This window comes from Streptomyces sp. NPDC017520 (assembly GCF_044329855.1).
Taxonomy (GTDB): Bacteria; Actinomycetota; Actinomycetes; order Streptomycetales; family Streptomycetaceae; genus Streptomyces.
Genome location: NZ_JBIRKB010000015.1, coordinates 1 through 18,601, shown reverse-complemented (window position 1 = coordinate 18,601; position 18,601 = coordinate 1). Strand labels below are relative to the sequence as shown.

18 protein-coding genes are annotated in these 18,601 nt (G+C 73.2%); 11 read left to right on the top strand and 7 right to left on the bottom strand.

What is annotated here, in order from left to right; genetic code table 11:
* Positions 1-35 precede the first annotated feature (35 nt).
* The gene (locus ACH4KB_RS29120) at positions 36-632 is read left to right on the top strand and encodes an ankyrin repeat domain-containing protein (protein WP_398068833.1); all 597 of its coding nucleotides are present in this window, start codon (positions 36-38) and stop codon (positions 630-632) included.
* Positions 629-1,978, top strand: coding sequence for a YncE family protein (locus tag ACH4KB_RS29115; protein WP_398068832.1), 1,350 nt, complete (start codon positions 629-631; stop codon positions 1,976-1,978). Before ACH4KB_RS29120 ends, ACH4KB_RS29115 begins: the two co-directional genes overlap by 4 nt.
* A gap of 513 nt (positions 1,979-2,491) precedes the next feature.
* On the opposite strand, the gene ACH4KB_RS29110 is transcribed toward ACH4KB_RS29115, so the two are convergent.
* Complete coding sequence (locus ACH4KB_RS29110) at positions 2,492-3,067, bottom strand: TerD family protein (RefSeq protein ID WP_018959769.1); 576 nt, start codon at positions 3,065-3,067, stop codon at positions 2,492-2,494.
* Positions 3,068-3,305: 238 nt separating this feature from the next.
* Here ACH4KB_RS29110 and arfB point away from each other — a divergent pair, with 238 nt between their 5' ends.
* The gene (gene arfB / locus ACH4KB_RS29105) at positions 3,306-3,740 is read left to right on the top strand and encodes an alternative ribosome rescue aminoacyl-tRNA hydrolase ArfB (protein WP_398068831.1); all 435 of its coding nucleotides are present in this window, start codon (positions 3,306-3,308) and stop codon (positions 3,738-3,740) included.
* A 255-nt stretch (positions 3,741-3,995) separates the two neighbouring features.
* Here the strand turns inward: arfB and ACH4KB_RS29100 are convergent, their stop codons facing one another.
* Positions 3,996-4,502: a flavin reductase family protein gene (locus ACH4KB_RS29100; RefSeq protein ID WP_398068830.1), complete on the bottom strand. Its 507-nt coding sequence runs from the start codon at positions 4,500-4,502 to the stop codon at positions 3,996-3,998.
* Between the two features lie 430 nt (positions 4,503-4,932).
* Between ACH4KB_RS29100 and cdgB the strand changes: the two genes are divergently transcribed.
* Together cdgB and ACH4KB_RS29090 are read left to right on the top strand one after the other, a co-directional pair.
* Complete coding sequence (cdgB, locus tag ACH4KB_RS29095) at positions 4,933-6,621, top strand: diguanylate cyclase CdgB (RefSeq protein WP_398068829.1); 1,689 nt, start codon at positions 4,933-4,935, stop codon at positions 6,619-6,621.
* Between the two features lie 144 nt (positions 6,622-6,765).
* Positions 6,766-7,773 carry a carbohydrate-binding protein gene (locus ACH4KB_RS29090; RefSeq protein WP_398068828.1) on the top strand — a complete coding sequence of 336 codons (1,008 nt, stop codon included), beginning with the start codon at positions 6,766-6,768 and terminating at the stop codon, positions 7,771-7,773.
* A gap of 99 nt (positions 7,774-7,872) precedes the next feature.
* Here ACH4KB_RS29090 and ACH4KB_RS29085 read toward each other — a convergent pair whose 3' ends face one another.
* The 3 genes from ACH4KB_RS29085 to ACH4KB_RS29075 form a co-directional block, all read right to left on the bottom strand.
* Positions 7,873-8,799: a 1-phosphofructokinase family hexose kinase gene (locus ACH4KB_RS29085; protein WP_398068827.1), complete on the bottom strand. Its 927-nt coding sequence runs from the start codon at positions 8,797-8,799 to the stop codon at positions 7,873-7,875.
* A gap of 211 nt (positions 8,800-9,010) precedes the next feature.
* Positions 9,011-10,168, bottom strand: a complete 1,158-nt coding sequence (gene nagA / locus ACH4KB_RS29080; RefSeq protein ID WP_398068826.1) for an N-acetylglucosamine-6-phosphate deacetylase — start codon at positions 10,166-10,168, stop codon at positions 9,011-9,013.
* Positions 10,168-11,058 carry an ROK family protein gene (locus ACH4KB_RS29075; RefSeq protein ID WP_398068957.1) on the bottom strand — a complete coding sequence of 297 codons (891 nt, stop codon included), beginning with the start codon at positions 11,056-11,058 and terminating at the stop codon, positions 10,168-10,170. The genes nagA and ACH4KB_RS29075 overlap by 1 nt, the downstream gene beginning before the upstream one ends.
* Before the next feature lie 431 nt (positions 11,059-11,489).
* On the opposite strand from ACH4KB_RS29075, the gene ACH4KB_RS29070 reads away from it, so the two are divergent.
* Together ACH4KB_RS29070 and ACH4KB_RS29065 are read left to right on the top strand one after the other, a co-directional pair.
* Complete coding sequence (locus ACH4KB_RS29070) at positions 11,490-12,767, top strand: ABC transporter substrate-binding protein (RefSeq protein ID WP_398068825.1); 1,278 nt, start codon at positions 11,490-11,492, stop codon at positions 12,765-12,767.
* Between the two features lie 44 nt (positions 12,768-12,811).
* Positions 12,812-13,093 (top strand): DUF3263 domain-containing protein, encoded by a 282-nt coding sequence (locus ACH4KB_RS29065; RefSeq protein ID WP_398068824.1) that lies wholly within the window; start codon positions 12,812-12,814, stop codon positions 13,091-13,093.
* A 41-nt stretch (positions 13,094-13,134) separates the two neighbouring features.
* Here ACH4KB_RS29065 and ACH4KB_RS29060 read toward each other — a convergent pair whose 3' ends face one another.
* Positions 13,135-13,836, bottom strand: a complete 702-nt coding sequence (locus ACH4KB_RS29060; RefSeq protein ID WP_398068823.1) for a phosphotransferase — start codon at positions 13,834-13,836, stop codon at positions 13,135-13,137.
* A gap of 252 nt (positions 13,837-14,088) precedes the next feature.
* On the opposite strand from ACH4KB_RS29060, the gene ACH4KB_RS29055 reads away from it, so the two are divergent.
* From ACH4KB_RS29055 to ACH4KB_RS29040, 4 genes are all read left to right on the top strand, one after another.
* Complete coding sequence (locus ACH4KB_RS29055; RefSeq protein WP_398068822.1) at positions 14,089-15,468, top strand: alpha-lytic protease prodomain-containing protein; 1,380 nt, start codon at positions 14,089-14,091, stop codon at positions 15,466-15,468.
* Positions 15,469-15,601: 133 nt separating this feature from the next.
* Positions 15,602-16,453 carry a carbohydrate-binding protein gene (locus ACH4KB_RS29050; RefSeq protein ID WP_398068956.1) on the top strand — a complete coding sequence of 284 codons (852 nt, stop codon included), beginning with the start codon at positions 15,602-15,604 and terminating at the stop codon, positions 16,451-16,453.
* Between the two features lie 193 nt (positions 16,454-16,646).
* On the top strand, positions 16,647-17,156 hold the full coding sequence (locus tag ACH4KB_RS29045; protein WP_398068821.1) for a SigE family RNA polymerase sigma factor: 510 nt from the start codon (positions 16,647-16,649) through the stop codon (positions 17,154-17,156).
* An 85-nt stretch (positions 17,157-17,241) separates the two neighbouring features.
* Positions 17,242-18,156, top strand: a complete 915-nt coding sequence (locus ACH4KB_RS29040; RefSeq protein ID WP_398068820.1) for a hypothetical protein — start codon at positions 17,242-17,244, stop codon at positions 18,154-18,156.
* A 74-nt stretch (positions 18,157-18,230) separates the two neighbouring features.
* Here ACH4KB_RS29040 and ACH4KB_RS29035 read toward each other — a convergent pair.
* The coding region (locus ACH4KB_RS29035) for a DNA polymerase (RefSeq protein WP_398068819.1) at positions 18,231-18,601 on the bottom strand (371 nt) is incomplete at its 5' end.

Below are 18,601 nucleotides of genomic sequence, written 5' to 3'. Positions count from 1 at the left end.
GCACAGGCACAGGCACAGACGGGAACGGAGTACCCATGAACGCCCTCGATCACGACCTGCTCACCGCCGCACGCACCGGCGACACCGAAGGTGTGCGCACCGCGATCGAGGGCGGCGCGCGGGTCGACTTCCGCGACGAGGAGTTGCGCACCCCTCTCCTCCTCGCCGTCCACGGCGACCACGTCGAGGCGGCCCGGTTGCTCGTGGCCGCGGGGGCGGACCCGGACGCCCAGGACCGGCGCGAGGAGAGCCCGTGGCTGGCCACCGGCGTCACCGGCAGCGTCGCGATGCTGCACGTACTGCTGCCGGCCGGACCGGACCTGACCCTGCGCAACCGGTTCGGCGGCATCTCCCTCATCCCGGCGAGCGAACGCGGCCATGCCGGTTACGTACGGGAGGTGCTGCGGGTCACCGACATCGACGTCGACCACGTCAACCGGCTCGGCTGGACCGCCCTGCTGGAGGCGGTGATCCTCGGCGAGGGCGGGCTCGCCCACCAGGAGGTCGTGGAGCTGCTCCTCGCGGCCGGGGCGACGCGGGACCTGCCCGACGGCGACGGGGTGACGCCCCTGGCCCACGCCGAGCGGCGCGGTTTCGCCGAGCTGGCCGCCCTGCTGCGGGACGCCGCATGACCGGGGCGCCCGGCCCCCGCGCCGCCCGCCCGGGTGCCTTCCCGACCTCCGGCCCCCGCGCCCGTCGCCGGGGTGCCTTCCCGGCCTCCGGCCCCCTCATCCCCCGTCGCGACGCGGGCCGTGACGACGGCCCCTCGGCCTCCGGCCCCCGCGCCACCCTCCGGCTGCCCGGCCCCCGCGCCCGTCGCCTCGCCCTCGGGCTCGCCGCCGCCGCCCTGCTCGCCGGGTGCTCGACCGGCACGACGGAGGCGGCCCCGGACACCAGGGACACCCCGGGCACCCGTGGACCGTCCGCCGCGGCCGGCACCGCGGCGACCCCCGACCCCTCCCGCGCCCCCACCGGCCGCACCCCCGACGGCACCCTCCTCGTCGCCGACTTCGGCGGCGACACCGTGACCTTCGTGGACCCCGGGGAGGACGGTTCGGGGAGGAACGGGGCCCCCATCGCCTCCGTCGAGGTCGGCACCGCGCCCTACGGCCTCGTCGTCGGCGAGGACGGGCGGGCCTGGGTCGCCACCGCCGAGGGCGTCGCGGTCGTCGACACCCGGGAGCGGACCCGGCTCGCGCTCGTCCCGTACGAGACGGAGTCCGGCCCGGTCACCACCGGCGAGTACCGGGGCGGCGGCATGGGCATCGCCCTGGCCCCGGACGGGAAGCACGTCTACGTCGGGGTCAACGTGCCCGGCGGCGACGGCGCGGTCGAGGTCATCGACACCACGACCCGCGAGGTCACCGGCAGCGCACCCGTCGGCATGCGCCCCTTCGACGTGGACGTGTCCCCGGACGGCCGGGAGGTGTACGCCACCGATCACGACTCCTTCGACGTGACGGCGGTGGACGCCGACTCGCTGGAGACCCGGCGCATGGAGGTGGCCCCGTACGGCACGGAGGGCGGGCTCGGCTCCTGGCTGAAGCCGCACTACGCCGTCGTGCGCCCCGAGGACGGCAAGCTGCTGCTGCCGTTCGAGGGGGAGCGGCTCGCGGTCCTCGACCCGCGCACGGGAGAGGTGGCCATCGAGCCGATGACCGCCGACACCCATCAGCACGGCGCTGCCCTCGCCCCCGACGGCACCCTCCTCGTGGTCGGCACCGGCCCGATCGGACCGGACGACGAGGGCCCCTCGCTCACCGTCCGGTCCCCCGATGGCGCGGAACGGTTCGTTCCGCTGGACGGGCCGCACGAGGACGTGGCGGTGTCGGAGGACGGCCGCACGGCATACGTGACCGGCGGCTTCACCCGCGACGGGTACTGGAACGGCATCACGGTCGTCGACCTGGACGACGCGAGCAGCGAGCCGGTCCGCCTGGAGGCAGGCAACCGGCCGCTCGGAATCGCCATCCTCTGAACGGGAGCCGCCCGCTCTTCCCCCGAGGCGGGCGGCTCCTTCCCCCGATGCGGGCGGCTCCTTCCGCCCGGGAACCGGTCCTCCCGAGTCCTGGGATCTGTCGGGTCAACCACGCTCACCCGCTCCGGCGGCGCACCGCCCGAACCCCTGCTGCTCGCCCTCGCCCTGCCGCTCCGCGGCGGGGGCTGTACGGGCGGGGTTCGGGGGAACCCCGGCGTACGGCGGACGGGCGCACCGCCTACCGCCGGCGGACCGCCGAGCCGATGGCGAGTTGTCCGGCGACCGTCGCCGCGGGGCGGTTCGCCACCGAGGAGTCGCCCGACGGCACCCGGCTGTTCACCGCCGTGGACCGGAGTCGGCCGCCGCGAGCGAGGACGTGCCGGCGCGGATCACGGCCGTACCGAAGTGGTGGGCCGGGACGTTCCGCCCGTACCTTCACACGCGCCGGAGCCCCCGGCCGCGAAAGCGGCCGGGGGCTCCGGGTGAAGCGGGTGAAGCGGTTGTGCGCTCGGGTCAGAGGTTGACGCCGAAGTCCTGGGCGATGCCGCGCAGGCCGGAGGCGTACCCCTGGCCGACCGCGCGGAACTTCCACTCGGCGCCGTTGCGGTAGAGCTCGCCGAAGACCATGGCGGTCTCGGTGGCGGCGTCCTCGCTCAGGTCGTAGCGGGCGATCTCGGCGCCGCCGGCCTGGTTGAGGATGCGGATGAACGCGTTCCGGACCTGGCCGAAGTTCTGGCTGCGGTTCTCGGCGTCGTAGATGGAGACCGGGAAGACGATCTTGTCCACGTCGGCCGGCAGACCCGCCAGGTTGACGTTGATCTGCTCGTCGTCGCCCTCGCCCTCACCCGTGACGTTGTCACCGGTGTGCACGATGGTCTGGTCCGGCGTCGACTTGTTGTTGAAGAAGACGAAGTGGCCGTCCGAGACGACCTTCCCCGCCGGGTTGACCGCGATTGCCGAGGCGTCGAGGTCGAAGTCGGTGCCGGTGGTGGTGCGGACGTCCCAGCCGAGGCCGACCGTGACGGCGGTAAGGCCCGGTGCCTCCTTGGTGAGCGAGACGTTGCCGCCCTTGGACAGGCTTACTGCCATGGGAAGTCCCTTTCCTCGTCGTGTGCGGGCTTCGTGCCATCACGAAAGCTACCGTCACCCGTCATAACGCAAGCAGCAGACCACGAGGTTCCTGGTCGCTTTACTTTCTTTGCCGAACTTCGTCCCGAAGTGGAGCCGGTCAGGGGACACCGCGCGGCCCGGTGGCCGATCGCGGGCGGACCCAATGCGCGATCCCGTGGGCAAAAGGAGGTGACGGACAGGGTGCGGGGAGGGGACCATGGGTGTCATGTCCGGGCCCTATGTCATCCGCGGCTCGGTCTCCCTCCCGGAGGCCGAGCTCATGTGGCGTTTCTCGCGGTCCTCCGGGCCCGGCGGCCAGCACGTCAACACCAGCGACTCCCAGGTGGAGCTGCGCTTCGACCTGGCGGCGACCGACGCGCTCCCCGAGGTGTGGAAGGCGCGGGCGCTGGAGCGGCTCGCGAGCAGGCTGGTGGGCGGGGTGATCTCCGTACGGGCCTCCGAGCACCGCTCCCAGTGGCGCAACCGCGAGACGGCCGGCACCCGGCTCGCCGCACTCCTCGCCGAGGCCACGGCGCCGCCGCCCAAGCCCCGGATCAAGCGCAAGATCCCGCGAGGCATCAACGAGCGCAGGCTGCGCGAGAAGAAGCAGCGCGGCGACACCAAGCGCGGGCGCTCGGGCCGCGACTGGTGACGCCCGGGCCCGCGCGAGAGTGACGCTCAAGCCGCGACTGGTAGCGCCCCGGCCCGCGACGGGTGACGCTCAAGCCGCGATTGGTGACGCTCAAGCCGCGGCTGGTAGCGCCCCGGCCCGCGACGGGTGACGCTCAAGCCGCGATTGGTGACGCTCAAGCCGCGACTGGTAGCGCCCCGGCCCGCGACGGGTGACGCTCAAGCCGCGATTGGTGACGCTCAAGCCGCGACTGGTGACGCCCGGGGCCCTGTCCCGTCAGCCCAACTGGCGGTAGCGGCCCTTGAAGTACGCCAGCGGGTCGCCCTCCGGGCTCGGCAGCACCGCCGTGAGCACCCGCCCGATCACCAGGGTGTGGTCCCCGGCCACCACGCGCTGCTCGGTGCGGCACTCCAGCGTCGCCAGCGCCCCGCCGATCAGCGGCGCCTGCGTGACCTCGCCCCGTACGTACGGGACGTCCTCGAACAGCAGCCGGTCGCTGATCCGGCCCTTCATGGCGAACCGCCCCGCGATGTGCCGCTGGCTCGCGGCCAGGACGGAGACCGCCCACAGCGGCTGCTCGTCCAGCAGGTCGTCCATCCGGGAGCCGTTGCGCAGGCTCACCATCACCAGGGGCGGGTCCAGGGACACGGACATGAAGGCGGTCGCCGTCATGCCCACGTCCTCGCCCCGGCCGTCCTCGTCGAGGGGCGGCTCCTGGGCGGTGACCAGCACCACCCCGGCGGCCAGCCGCGCGAGGGCGGCACGGAACTCGTCGTTGCTCACTCCCTCAGCATGGGGGACGGTCTCGGGGCGCGGGGTGGGAGGCTTCGTCTGGAGCACACACCGACGCTAACCCCGGGGGCCGGACGGTCGCATCGGGCCAGGGGACCAGACCGGTCCTAGGACTCCGGAAAGGCCGCGTACGCGGGCGCGCGAGCGGCGTGACAGACGCGCGCACACAACGGGAACCGGGCCCTCCGGCTCCATCCACGCGCAGTGGAGCCGCCCCTCCGGCTCCGCCGCGAACAAGAACAGTCACCGTGAGTCACCGACCACACCCGGTCATCTGTTGTGACTTGAGTCACAGAGTCCATTTTCTGCTGACCCTGTGTACCGGGTGCACAGCTCACTGTGATTCAGTGGCCGTGACACTGCGATAAGTACGTCGATATGAAACCTGGAGTTGCTGTCGAGGTCTCGGGGAGTGCGAGCGATGGAGGCCGAGTCGGAACCGTACGTCCGCCTTGCGACCATGCGGCAGCTGCATCAGGCCGTCGCTGATCTCAACACGGCGCGGAGTCTGGCGGACACGCTGCAGACCGTGGCCGACGGAATCGTCGCGGGCCTCGGCTACGAGCTGGGCTGCGTGAACCTGGTCCGGCCGGACGGCGACCTCGTCATCGCCGCCTTCGCGGGCAACGCCGCGGCCGAGGCCCTGATCACCGGGCGCGTCGGCTCCCGTGCCTCCTGGGAGCGCCGGCTCTCCATGGGCGAGGCCTGGGACAGCCTCCGCTTCATCCCGCACACCGAGGGCTGGGTCCTCCTCGACGACGACGTACCCCAGTGGCACACCGAGGGGCCCGAACCCCGGTTCGAGGACGAGTGGCACCCGCTGGACCGGCTCTACGCCCCGATGTACGCCGCCGCGGGCGGCCGTGACCTCCTCGGGGTCATATCCGTCGACCGGCCGCGCAACGGGCGCCGCCCCGGAGCCTGGGGGCGCGAGGCGCTCCAGATGTACGCCTCCCAGGCCGCCATCGCGATCAGCAACGCCCGCCTGCGGGCCAACATGCAGCGTGCCCTGGTCCGCCTGGAGCGGGAGCAGCAGGCGCTGCGGGCCAGCGAGGAGTCCTTCCGGCAGGCCTTCGAGTACGCGCCCAGCGGCATGGCCATCGCGGAGATGGGCGGCGACCAGCAGGGCAGGCTGCTGCGCACCAACGACGCCCTGTGCCGGCTGCTGGGGCGCCCGGCCTCCGTCATGCGCCGCTACTCCTTCGCCGACCTGGTCCACCCCGAGGACATCGGCACCCTGCTGCGCACCTCCGCCGAGGGCGGCCGGGCCGAGCTGCGGCTGAGCCGCCGGGACGGCACCTACCTGTGGGTCTCGCTGCGCAATTCGGTCGTCGCCGACACCGCCGACGGGCCGCGCTTCCTGCTCACCCATGTCGAGGACATAGAGGAGCGCAAGCGGCACGAACTGAACCTCGCCCACCGCGCCTCGCACGACGCGCTGACCGGGCTGCCCAACAGCGCCGAGCTGAAGTCGCGGCTCAGCGCACGGATCTGCGAGCGGCCGCACTCCCCGGCCGCGACCGCGATCGAGGCGCTGGACGCGGCGTACGGGGACGTCGAGTCGTCCCTGACCCACGGCTACCGGGCCGACCGGTACGAGGGGACCCACGGCTACCAGGCCGACGGCTACGAGGGCGAGGCCGTCCCCGGCGGCGGCCCCTTCGACCACCATGTGCACACGGTGGCCCCGGATCCGGAGCACGACGACGGGACGAAGGGCCTCGCGGTCCTCTTCTGCGACCTCGACGGCTTCAAGTCCATCAACGACCGCTTCGGACACCACACCGGGGACGCCGTGCTCATCGAGGTCTCCCGGCGGCTGAGCACCTGTGTGCGGGACGGTGACACCGTCGCCCGGCTCGGGGGTGACGAATTCGTCGTTCTCGCCGACGGGCTCGGGGCGGCGGACGCCGCTGACCTGGCCGTTCGCCTGAGAAATGCCATCATTCCGCCCATAAGGGTCGATGGTCGCGCAGTCCGGGTCGGGGCGAGTTTCGGCATCGGCTGGGCCGAGTGCGGAATGACCGTCGAAGAGGTCCTGCGCTCCGCCGACCAGCGGATGTACGTGGAAAAGCGGTCCCGGTCGAAGGTTCACCGCAGGGCCGGATGAGGTTCACGGCCCGTTTCTCCCCCTACCCCGTGCCCGTTCCCCGACGGCCGTCCCGGCCGCCGAGCGCAATTCGGGCGCTGCTCCGTTCGAGGTAGGCTCGGCCGGTCGGCGACGGCTGGCGACATGGTGAGGAGTGACCCAGGGATGACGGCCGGAAACAACGGCGCGAGCAAGCCCGAGGACGACGATCCGTTCGGCTATCTGTACGCGGACGGACAGGCGGCAGGCGCCCAGCCGCCCGGCCAGGGCGGCTACGGCTACCCGGGCCCGGCCGCGCAGCCGGGCGTGCCCAGAACGTCCTACAACCAGGTGCGGGCCGTCGGCGAGCGCCAGTACGGCCAGCAGCAGGCGCCGCAGCAGCAGGGCGGGTACGGCTACCCGCCCCAGCAGAGCTACGGCCAGCAGCCCCCGCAGCAGTACAACCGGCCGAACCCGCAGTACGCGGCGCCCGAGACCTACCCGGGCGGCGGGCCGGGCGGACAGCCTCCGGCGCAGGGCGGCCACGGCGGCGGTCCGGGCCGGGGCGGCCCGAACACCAAGGCGCTCCTGATCGCGGCGGTCGCCGTGGTCGCGGTCGTCGTCATCGGCATAGGCGCCGCCCTGCTCACGGGCGAAGACGGCGACAAGGACGACAAGAAGGACGAGGCGTCCTCCTCGCAGGGCCCCGCCGGCGAGGTCGAGCAGTCGAAGAAGCCGGAGAAGAAGCCCAAGGAGTCGCCGAAGCCGGTCGAACTGCCGAAGCAGGACGCGGCGACGCTGACGCTGGGCGGCACGGCGGCCCTGGACTCCACGGTCGAGGGCGCCAAGGGCGCCAACGGCAACTACATCAACCTGAACGAGGTCGGCCGGTCGGCCACCTGGACGGTCGAGGTCCCCGAGGCCGGCGCGTACACCCTGTACGTGACCTACGGCGTGCCCGGCAAGGACGCGAAGACGACCTTGACGGTCAACGCGCAGGAGCCCCGCTCCATCAACATGAAGAACTTCGCGCAGGCCCCCGAGGGCGACCTGGAGAAGGGCTGGACGAACACGTACGCGTACGTCCAGCTCGACAAGGGGTCCAACACCCTCAAGCTGTCGTGCGAGACGGGCGATCAGTGCGACGCCAATCTCGACCAGCTGGAGCTGAAGTCCGGCCACATCAAGAGCTAGGACGTGTCCGGCGGATCTTGACCGGGTCCGCGGCCTGATCCGCCGGACACGCCCTGGACACCTCTGTGCGCGCCGACGCCCTGACCGCCCCCGAGGTGGTCAGGGCGTCGGCGTGTGCGGCTCCACCGTGACGCGCGGCAGCAGCTCCGCGTAGGCCGCCGCGTCGAACTCGCCGGCCGTCGGGGCCAGCACGGTCGCCGTCGACAGGGCCACCGCCCGGGCGAGGCGATCCGGCCAGTCGAGGCCCTCGGCCAGGGCGGACAGCAGTCCGGCCACCGCGGAGTCGCCCGCCCCGGTCGGGTTGCCGCGCACGGGGGCGGGCGGGGCGGCCCGCCAGACGCCGTCCGGGGTGAGGGCGAGCACACCCTCCGGGCCGAGGGACGCGATCACGGAGTGGGCCCCGCGGCGGCGGGCGTCGCGGGCGGCGCGCAGCGGTTCGCGGAAGCCGGTCAGCCGGGCCAGTTCCTCGGCGTTCGGCTTGACCAGGTCGGGGCGGGCGGCGATGCCCCGACGCAGCGGTTCTCCGCTGGTGTCCAGGAGCACGGGCACGGCGGCGGCGCGGGCGGTCCGGACCAGTTCCGCGTAGGCCCCGACATGGATGCCGGGCGGCAGGCTGCCGCAGAGCGCGACGGCGTCGGCTCCGGCGAGCAGCTCCTTGTACGTCCGCAGGAAGGCGGCCCATTCGGCGGGGCTCACCTGTGGTCCGGGTTCGTTGAGCTGGGTGGTGTCGCCGGTCGAGCGGTCGGCGACCGCCAGGGTGCGGCGGGTGTTCCCGGCGACGGGCACCAGCGCGTCGCGTGGCGGGAGCGGGGCCAGCAGGGAGCGCAGGACGTCCCCGGTCGGGCCTCCGACGAAGCCGGTGACGACGCAGTCGTGGCCCAGCGCGCCGAGGACCCGGGCGACGTTGAGGCCCTTGCCGCCGGGGCGTTCGGTGACCTCGTCGACCCGGTGGCTGCGGTGCGGGACGAGCGCGTCGACGGTGTACGTCACGTCGAGCGCGGTGTTCAGGGTGACGGTCAGGATCATCTCTGCCGGTCCCTCCCTCGGTGCGTGGCCCTGGGGCCTTTCGTTTGGATCAGGTCGGGCTCGCGGGGGCCGACCTGATCCAAACGAAAGACCCCAGCGGTGCGCTCACCGGTCCGCGGCGCGCCCATCCGATGATCATGTCAAAGCGATGGCGGTCGGCCCAGTTCCGCGGGCCGACCGCCATCGCTTCGTTACGTGCTCACCGCGCGGGCTACGCGGTCTTCGGCTCGATGATCCACTCGCCGCGGCGCATGACGCCCTTGAGGACGAAGTCCTCGTCGAGGACGACCAGGTCGGCGTCCTTGCCCGCCTCCAGCGAGCCGACCCGGTCGTGGACGCCGAGCAGCCGGGCGGGGTTGGCGGAGATGGACCGGACGACGTCCTCGACGGGGATGGCGTCGACGGTGACGGCCCGCCGGAACGCGGTGTCCAGGGTGAGCGTGGAGCCGGCGATCGAGCCGCCCTCCACCAGCCGGGCCACCCCGTCGGTGACCTCGACCGCGAGCGGGCCGAGCTCGTACTTGCCGTCGCCGAAGCCGGCGGCGTCCATCGCGTCGGTGATCAGCGCGACGCGGCCCGCGCCCTTGTGGCGGTAGGCCAGCTCCAGGACGGCCGGGTGCAGATGCGTGCCGTCGTTGATCAGCTCGACGGTGATCCGGTCGTCCTCCAGGAGGGCGGCGATCGGGCCGGGGTCGCGGTGGGCGAGCGGCGGCATCGCGTTGAACAGGTGCGTGGCGACGGTCGCGCCCGCCTCGATGGCCTCGACGGTCTGCTCGTACGTCGCGTCCGTGTGGCCGATCGCGGCGATGACCCCGTGCTCGGCGAGCAGCCGTACGGAGTCGATGCCGCCGGGCAGCTCGGTGGCGAGGGTGAACATCCGGGCGGTGCCGCGCGCGGCGTCCAGCAGTTCGCGGACGTCGGCCGGGTCCGGGTCGCGCAGCAGCTCCTCGCTGTGGGCGCCCTTGCGGCACGGCGAGATGAAGGGGCCCTCGAAGTGGATCCCGGCCAGGTCGCCCTGCTCGACCAGCTCGGACAGGATGCCCGCGCGCCGGGCGAGGAAGTCCATGGAGCCGGTGACCATGGAGGCGACCATGGTGGTCGTGCCGTGCTCGCGGTGCGTACGGATGCCGGTGAGGACCTCGTCGACGGTGCCGGAGGTGAAGGAGCCCCCGCCGCCGCCGTGGTTGTGCATGTCCACGAAGCCGGGGACCACCCAGTGGCCGCTGAGGTCGATGGTCCGGGCGTCCTCCGGTGCGGAACCGGAGATCCGGGTGGACTCGACGGCCACCCGGCCGTCCTCGACGGTGCCGGTGGGGAGCACCACCCGGGCGCCGACGAGAACGGTGCTGTCTGCTGCGCGTCCGGCCATCAGGCGGAAACCTCCGTGGAGAGTAGATCCCAGGCGAGCAGCCCCGCGCCCAGGCATCCGGCGGTGTCCCCGAGGGCCGCCGGGACGATGTGGGGCAGTCCCTGGAACGTGACGCGTTCCTCGACGGCCGCACGCAGTGGTGTGAACAAGGTTTCCCCGGCTTCGGCGAGTCCGCCACCGATGATGAGCGTGGCCGGGTCGAGGAGGGTGAGCGCGGTGACGAGGCCGGCGGCGAGCGCGTCGACCGCGTCCTGCCAGACCCGGATCGCCGCGGGGTCGCCCGACTCGACGGCCTTCGCGCAGTCCGCGGCGTCCGCGCCTGGGTCCCCGGAGGCGGCGGCCCAGGCCCGGGTCACCGCGGCGGCCGAGGCCAGCGTCTCCAGACAGCCGCGCTGGCCGCAGCTGCAGTCGGGGCCGTCCGGGCGGACCACGATGTGGCCGATCTCGCCCGCGTTCCCGTGGGCGCCCGCCTCGATGACCCCCGCGATGCCGATGGCCCCGGCGATCCCGGTGCCCAGCGGGATGAACACGAAGCGGTCCGAGCCCCGCCCGGCCCCGATCCGGCCCTCGGCGAGCCCCCCGGTGCGGACGTCGTGGCCGAGGGCGACGGGGACGCCGAGGCGCTCGCCGAGGAGGGCGCGCAGCGGTACGTCGCGCCAGCCCAGGTTCGCGGAGTACTCGGCGATGCCCTTCTCGGCGTCGACGATGCCGGGCACGGCGACCCCGGCGGCGACGGCGCTCTCGCCGAGGTGCTCCTCGCCGTGGGCCCGCAGGTCCGCCGCGAACCCGAGGATGGTCTCGACGACCGCGTCGGCGCCGCGCTCCCGGCCGGTGGCTCGCCGCGCCTCGTGGAGGAGGGTGCCGTCGGTCCCGACCAGTGCGGCCTTCATTCCGGTGCCGCCCACATCGAGGGCGATGACATGTCTCACGGGAGACAGTTTCGCCCGCCGACCCCCAAAAGGTCTAGTCCACTAGCGAGGTTTGTTGCGCACCCATACAAAATGATGAAGGAGTGAAGGCCGGTCTTTTTCTCCCGGAAAGTCACTCATGGGGAACCCGGACCGGGGGGAATCGGCCCAAAGGTCTGGACCAAGATACGGGTAGAGGCCGCCGACTGCCAGTGCGCGTACGCCAGTTGTGGCCCCCGGGACCGGTATACGTTGCCGAAGCGATACGCCGGTGGTGTAGACCTCCGCGTCGCCAATGGGGGAAAATCGCAGTTCATCCGGACGGTGCCCAGGACAGGGCGGCGCTGCCGCGGCCGAACCCGGCCGGGGGCCGGCGCCGTGCGCGCCGTCCGTGAGCCAGGTGATCAACGAGGATGGGCGAGGCTGTGCAGCGGCGCTTTTTGGGTCTGACCGCGGTGGTGGCCGCGTTGGGAATGACGGCGACGTTGTCGGGCTGCGGCGGTGACGGCGGCTCGGGCGACGTCACGCTCAAGCTGGTCGCCGCCGACTACGGCACCAGCCCGGAGAACAGCTCCGAGAAGTACTGGAGCGGAGTCGCGGCGGGCTTCGAGAAGGAGCACCCCGGCATCAAGGTCGACGTCACCGTCCTGCACTGGAAGGACGTCGACCGCGAGGTCGCCGCCATGGTCAAGGCCGGCGACGCCCCGGACATCGCCCAGATCGGCGCGTACGCGGACTACGCCAAGGCGGGCAAGCTCTACACCGCCGACGAGACGCTCGCGATCCGCACCACGGCGAACTTCCTGCCGAGGCTGGCCGACGCCGGCAAGATCGACGGCACGCTGTACGGCCTGCCCTTCGTCGCCAGCACCCGGCTGCTCTTCTACAACGAGAAGCTCTTCGCCCGGGCGGGCCTGGACGCCCCCGAGACCTGGGACGACATCCGGAGCGACGCCGCCGCGCTCAAGGAGAAGGGCGTCGACTACCCCTTCGCCCTGCCGCTCGGCCAGGAGGAGGCCCAGGCCGAGACCCTGATGTGGCTCCTCAGCGGTGGCGGCGGCTACACGGACGACGTCGGCGCGTACGACCTCGACTCGGCCCAGAACATCGCCACGTTCCGCTGGCTGCGGGACAACCTCGTCGGCGAGGGCCTCACCGGACCGGTCGAGCCGGACAAGCTGGACCGGGCGAAGGCCTTCAAGGCGTTCGCCGACGGCGAGGTGGGCATGCTCAACGGCCACCCCACCCTCATGGACGAGGCCGAGGCCAAGGGCGTCAAGGTCGGCATGGTGCCGCTGCCCGGCTTCGACGGCCCGACCAAGGGCTCCATGGGCGTGGCCGACTGGATGATGGGCTTCAAGGAGAACGGCCATCGCAAGGAGATAGGCACGTTCCTCGACTACGCCTACTCCGACGAGAACGTGCTGGAGTTCGCCGAGAGCTACGACCTTCTCCCGGTGACCGGCAGCGCCTCCGCCGCGATGGAGACCGACAAGAAGCACAAGAAGCTGCGCCCGTTCCTGGCGGCCCTGCCGAACTCGACGCTCATCCCCTACAGCAAGACGTCCTGGGCCTCGGTCAGCGACGGGATCAAGAAGAAGATCGGCAGCGCGGTCGCGCCGGGCAGCAACCCCGAGAGCATCCTCGGCGAGCTCGCCACCGAGGCGTCACAGGCGGAGGCCGCCGAGTAGCAGCCGCGCGCACGGTGTCGGGGGCGGGCGTTAGGTTGGTTGATATGACCGCCCCCGACCACGAGCACCGCGCCCCCCGGGCCGAGCCCGCCCCCGACGCCGGCGGACTGTCCGTACGGGACCGGGCGCTGCTGGCCCTGGAGCGGCGGCCCTGGGCGGGGCCCGGGGCGAAGGAGCGGGCGATCCGCGAGGAGCTCGGGATCTCGCCGGTCCGCTACTACCAGCTGCTGAACGCGCTGATCGACGACGAGCGGGCGCTGCGCGAGGACCCGGTCACGGTGAACCGGCTACGGCGCGTGCGCGACGCGAAGCGCAGGCGGCGCTGAGCGCTCCCTTCCGGGGGCTCCGCCCCCGGTCCCCCCGCTCCTCAATCGCCGGAGGGGCTTGACTCAGCTCCGCAGCCCAGCACCAGGTCCACCGCCCGGTCCAGGCGGGCCCGTTCGTGGTCGGTCAGATGCGGGTTCGCCCGCTGGCGGGCGCGGGCGAGGGACAGATCGGCGGCCGACGCGCCGCCGTCGTCGGTGAGTTCCGCCAGGAGCGCCGTCAGCAGGGGCCGGACGTCCGCCCCGGCGGGGACCTCCGGGTCGAGCGCTGTCCGGGCCAGCGTCAGCGCCGACATCGCCCGGTCGAGGCCGGGCGGGCCCTCCGCCGCGGTGGACCAGTCGATCACCACCGCGCCCCCCTCCGTCAGCACCACGTTCTCCGGACGCAGATCCAGGTGGAGCACGCAGTCCTCCGGGTCGGCCGAGACCCGGGGCGGTATGGCGTGGAGCTCGCGCAGCAGCCGGGCGAGCAGCGCGCCCGCCTCGGCCGCCGACCACCGCCCCGCCCGCAGGGCCTCGGCCAGGGTCGGGCCGGTCAGTCGCTGGAGCACCAGGTCCGTGGGGCGGGCCCCCTCGGCGGGCGGACCGATGCGCGGCACCGGGAAGCCGAAGGCGCCGACGTAACTCATCACGGCCAGCTCCTCCGTGGTGTCGGTGCGGTCCCGGTAACGGCGAAGGACCCAGGAGCCGTCGAGTGCGTACACGTCGGCGGTGCGTCCCGAGCCCAGAAGTTGGCCTGTGTGCATGGGGCCGAACCTACCCGGGCGCCCCGCCGAAAGGGAGACGCGATCCGGCTTCGCCCGGCAGGGCCGCGAAATCGGCTCCGTACCCGCCCGCGGGGTGGGCCGGAGCACGCGCCGCGCGGCCCCATAACGCGGAGGGAGGGGGGTGAACGGGATCTCCTGCGCCGGGTGTCGCCGCCGCTACGGTTTCGGCAATTCCCTGGTCCGGACCAACCCCAGCCGGACCTGGACACCCCCAGAACCAAGGAGAGTGACGTGGAGAGAACCACGCTCCGCAGACGCGCCCTCGCCGCCGGCACCGCCACGGTGGCCGTGGGTGCGCTCGCCCTCGCCGGCCTGACCGGCGTGGCGTCCGCCGACCCCGCGGCCACCGCCGCCCCGGCGGTCTCCGCCGACAGCCTGTCGCCCGGCATGCTGGCCGCCCTGGAGCGCGACCTCGGCCTCGACGCGGACGACGCCCGCAGCCGGATAGCCAACGAGTACCGCGCCGCCGCCGTCGCCGCCGGGCTGGAGAAGTCCCTCGGCGCCAGCTTCGCCGGAGCCAGGGTCAGTGGCGCGAAAGCGACTCTGACCGTCGCCACCACCGACGCCTCCGAGGCCGACCGGATCATCGACGCCGGAGCGCGCGCCGAGGTCGTCGGCCACAGCCTGGACCGGCTCGAAGGCGTCAAGAAGACCCTCGACAAGGCGGCGCTGAACAAGGCGCCCAAGAACGTGCCCGTCTGGTACGTCGACGTCGAGACCAACCGGGTCGTCGTCAACGCCGCCAGCACCGCCGCAGGACAGGCGTTCCTCAAGGCGGCCGGGGTCGACAGCGGCCTCGTCACCGTCGCCAGGTCCGCCGAGCAGCCCCGCGCCCTCGCCGACATCCGGGGTGGCGACGCGTACTACATGAACGGCTCCGGCCGCTGTTCCGTCGGCTTCTCGGTGAAGCGCGGCACCCAGAACGGCTTCGCCACCGCGGGCCACTGCGGCCGCGTCGGCACCACCACCAACGGCGTCAACCAGCAGGCCCAGGGCTCCTTCCAGGGCTCGACCTTCCCGGGCCGGGACATGGCCTGGGTCGCCACCAACGCCAACTGGACCCCGCGTCCGCTGGTGAACGGCTACGGGCGGGGCGACGTCACCGTCGCCGGCTCCACCGCGTCCGTCGTCGGCGCCTCGGTCTGCCGCTCCGGCTCCACCACGGGCTGGCACTGCGGCACCATCCAGCAGCTGAACACCAGCGTCACCTACCCGGAGGGCACCATCTCCGGCGTGACCCGCACCAGCGTCTGCGCCGAACCGGGCGACTCCGGCGGCTCCTACATCTCCGGCAGCCAGGCGCAGGGCGTCACCTCCGGCGGCTCGGGCAACTGCTCCTCCGGCGGTACGACGTACTTCCAGCCGATCAACCCGCTGCTCCAGACGTACGGGCTGACCCTGGTCACCAGCGGTACGCCGACGGACCCGCCCACCACGCCGCCGACCGACCCGCCCACCGACCCGCCGGGCGGCACCTGGGCGGCCGGCACCACGTACGCCGCCGGTGCCACGGTGACGTACGGCGGAGCGACCTACCGCTGCCTCCAGGGACACACGGCCCAGCCCGGCTGGACCCCCGCGGCCGTCCCGGCGCTCTGGCAGCGGGTCTGACCACCCGGGACCGGTCCCGGGTCCGACCGCCCCGGGACCGGTCCGGCACCACCGAACCTCCTGAACCTCCCGCCTCCCGCCTCCCCGCGTCGAGGAACCCCGAGGACTCCGAGGAACCGTCATGACCCCACAGATGGACAACACAACCCCCCATGAGCCCGACGCGTCCGACGAGACGCCGGGGGACCGGCGGCGGATCAGCCGCAAAGGTCTCCTGAAGGCCGCGTTCGTCGCGAGCGCCGCGCCCCTGCTCGCCGGAGGCGGCGTCGCGCTCGCCCGGGACGCCGCCTCGTCCGGGAACGGGCCGCTGGCCCCGACCCCGGAGTGCGACGACGGCGACGACACGACGCCTCCGCAGATGGAGGGGCCGTACTTCAAGCCCAACTCGCCCCGCCGCACCAGCCTGGTGACCCCGAGCACCCCCGGCGTACCGCTCACCGTGAGCGGATACGTCTTCGGCCGGGCCTGCCGCCCCATCTCCGGGGCGCTGCTCGACTTCTGGCAGGCTGACGCCAACGGGGCCTACGACATGGCCCAGTTCGCCTTCCGCGGTCATCAGTTCACCGGCGCGGACGGGTCGTTCAGCCTCACCACCATCGTGGCGGGCCTCTACCCGGGCCGCACCCGGCACATCCATGTGAAGGCGCAGGCGCCCGGCGGGCGCATCCTCACCACCCAGCTGTACTTCCCGAACGAGCCGCGCAACAACACCGACGCGCTGTTCGACCCCGAGCTGCTGATGAACGTCCGCACCGTCGGGAACGGGCGCCAGGGCACCTTCGACTTCGTGCTGGACGTCGCCCAGACGCCCGGCCCGACCGATCCGCCCACCGATCCGCCGGGCGGCACCTGGTCGTCCGGCACCTCCTACCGCGCGGGTGACCGCGTGACGTACGGCGGGGTCGCCTACCGCTGTCTGCAGGCACACCGGGCCATGTCGGGCTGGGAGCCGCCGAACGTCCCCGCGCTGTGGGAACGCGGGTAGACGAGGACACAGCGAGCGCACCACCGCCCGCGCCCCGTTCACGCCGTCCGGCGCGTGAACGGGGCGCTTCTCGCGTTCCCCCGCGAGGCCCCGCTCCCGGCCCCGGAAATGTTTTCCCGGATCGGCCGAAACATTTTCCCGCCCCCGCCGCGTCGTACAGGGGGAAGGGCGGAACGGATGGACGGGGGAGTGTGTGAGGGCGTCGCGTACCGAGGAGTTCAAGGTGTTCGCGGCCGGCCGGGCCGGCCATCTGTTCCGCTCGGCCTCCCTCCTGACCAGCGGCGACGTGCATCTCGCCGAGGACCTGGTGCAGGAGACGCTGAGCCGGATGTACGTGCTGTGGGGCCGGGCCCGCCGGATCGACAACCCGGCGGCGTACGCGCAGACCGTGCTCGTACGGACCTTCCTGACCCACCGGCGACGCCGCTCCGCGAGCGAACGCCCGCTGGCCGAACTGCCCGAGGGCGCTCAGACCGCCCCCGACGACCCGGCGCTGCGGATGACGCTGCTCCGGGCCCTGGCCCAACTGGCCCCCAAAGACCGGGCGGTCGTGGTGCTGCGGTACTGGGAGGACCGGAGCATCGAGGAGACCGCCGCCGCCCTCCAGGTCAGCCCCGCCGCCGTACGGACCCGCTGCGTGCGGGCCCTCGGGCGGCTGCGTGAACTGCTGGGCGGCAGCCTCGCGGAGCTCGCCGCCCGCTGACCTCCGGCAGCCACCGGCCGCCTGCCCGACCGGCCCCACGGGCCGTCAACCGTCGATCATCCAGAACGAGAAGTGGTGGTTCCCCATGCCCAGTGAAGACGAGCAGCCGTTCGAGGACGGCCTCGGTACGGAAATCCGCCGTGCCGGAGAGACCTTCGAGCTGTCCGGCCGCGGCGCCCTGGTGGACGGCGCGCTGGAACGCGGCCGGCGCACCGTGCGCCGCCGTCGTGCCGCCGCCGTGGCGGGCAGTGTGCTGACCCTGGCCCTCGTCGGCGGCGGGGTCACGTTCGCCACCGGACAGCTGGGCGCCTCCGGCGACGGGGCGAACGTCGCGAGCAGCGGCCCGATCCCGCAGACGGCCGCCACCCCCACGGACGCCGCCACGGACACCGCCACCCTCACACCGACGGCCGCGCCCACGGACGCCGCGACGGCCACGCCGTCGGACGCGCCCCCGGCCCCGACCCCGGACGCGCCGGCGCCCACCGCTACGGACACCGCGCGCCCCGGTGAGCCCTCGCCGGACCCGGCGTCGCGCGGAACGCACGATGCGGGGGAGCCGGCGCCGCCGCTCGACTACTCCCTGCTGATGCCCACCTTCCGCTCGCTGCTGCCCGACGGCCTCTCCGTAGGGGAGGAGACGGACAGCGGGGGCGAGTTCGCCTCGGTCGTCGTCGACGACAGCAAGGGCCGGTCCCTCGTGCAGATCAACGTGCAGCCCGACATGCGGGACGTCGCCGACCAGCTGTACGGCGAGGCGACCACCCTGCCGGACGGCACCCTGCTCGCCACCTCGAAGAAGCCCGGCGAGAAGGGCGGCCAGGGAGTGGTCATGTGGACGGCCGACACGATGCGCCCCGACGGTATGCGGGTCGTCGTCTCGGCCTTCAACTCCGGCGAGCAGTCGAGCCCCGCCACCCGGCCCACGCCCGCGCTCACGATGGACCAGCTCACCGCCCTGGCCCTCAGCCCGGAATGGCCGAGGCTCCAGCAGCGGTAGGGCGCGTCCTGCGGACCGGGACCGCGCCTGCGGCGCCTGGTATGCCTCAGTCACGCCACGGGCGTCACTTGGCGTCACTTGGCGTCGGCGTATCGCTCCACCACCGCCGTCGTGAAGGGGAACCGCACCGGCGTCTCCCCGAAGGCGGTCCGCCCGGCCAGCTCGCCCGCCGCGCGGATCGCCTCCGCGACGGCCTCGGCCTCCCCGGCCGGGCAGTGCACGATCACCTCGTCGTGCTGGAAGAACACCAGCCGCGCCCGCAGCCCCTGCTCGTGGAGCGTCCGGCGCAGCGCGGCCAGCAGCAGCAGCGCCCAGTCGGCCGCGCTGCCCTGCACCACGAAATTACGGGTGAAGCGCCCCCGGGCCCGGGCCCGCCCCCCCGCCCGCGCGGCCCCGGCCCCCCCGGGGCCCCCCCGGGGGCGGCCCGCCCCCGCGGCCGCCCCCC

Bases quoted from the DNA above. Each gene is read 5' to 3' on its own strand.
- ACH4KB_RS29090 (WP_398068828.1), top strand. From the start codon at position 6,766: ATGACGGCCGGAAACAACGGCGCGAGCAAGCCCGAGGACGACGATCCG.
- ACH4KB_RS29070 (WP_398068825.1), top strand. From the start codon at position 11,490: ATGGGCGAGGCTGTGCAGCGGCGCTTTTTGGGTCTGACCGCGGTGGTG.
- nagA (WP_398068826.1), bottom strand. From the start codon at position 10,168: ATGGCCGGACGCGCAGCAGACAGCACCGTTCTCGTCGGCGCCCGGGTG.
- ACH4KB_RS29115 (WP_398068832.1), top strand. From the start codon at position 629: ATGACCGGGGCGCCCGGCCCCCGCGCCGCCCGCCCGGGTGCCTTCCCG.
- ACH4KB_RS29085 (WP_398068827.1), bottom strand. From the start codon at position 8,799: ATGATCCTGACCGTCACCCTGAACACCGCGCTCGACGTGACGTACACC.
- ACH4KB_RS29120 (WP_398068833.1), top strand. From the start codon at position 36: ATGAACGCCCTCGATCACGACCTGCTCACCGCCGCACGCACCGGCGAC.
- ACH4KB_RS29065 (WP_398068824.1), top strand. From the start codon at position 12,812: ATGACCGCCCCCGACCACGAGCACCGCGCCCCCCGGGCCGAGCCCGCC.
- ACH4KB_RS29075 (WP_398068957.1), bottom strand. From the start codon at position 11,058: ATGAAGGCCGCACTGGTCGGGACCGACGGCACCCTCCTCCACGAGGCG.
- ACH4KB_RS29040 (WP_398068820.1), top strand. From the start codon at position 17,242: ATGCCCAGTGAAGACGAGCAGCCGTTCGAGGACGGCCTCGGTACGGAA.
- arfB (WP_398068831.1), top strand. From the start codon at position 3,306: ATGGGTGTCATGTCCGGGCCCTATGTCATCCGCGGCTCGGTCTCCCTC.
- ACH4KB_RS29050 (WP_398068956.1), top strand. From the start codon at position 15,602: ATGGACAACACAACCCCCCATGAGCCCGACGCGTCCGACGAGACGCCG.
- cdgB (WP_398068829.1), top strand. From the start codon at position 4,933: ATGGAGGCCGAGTCGGAACCGTACGTCCGCCTTGCGACCATGCGGCAG.
- ACH4KB_RS29060 (WP_398068823.1), bottom strand. From the start codon at position 13,836: ATGCACACAGGCCAACTTCTGGGCTCGGGACGCACCGCCGACGTGTAC.
- ACH4KB_RS29110 (WP_018959769.1), bottom strand. From the start codon at position 3,067: ATGGCAGTAAGCCTGTCCAAGGGCGGCAACGTCTCGCTCACCAAGGAG.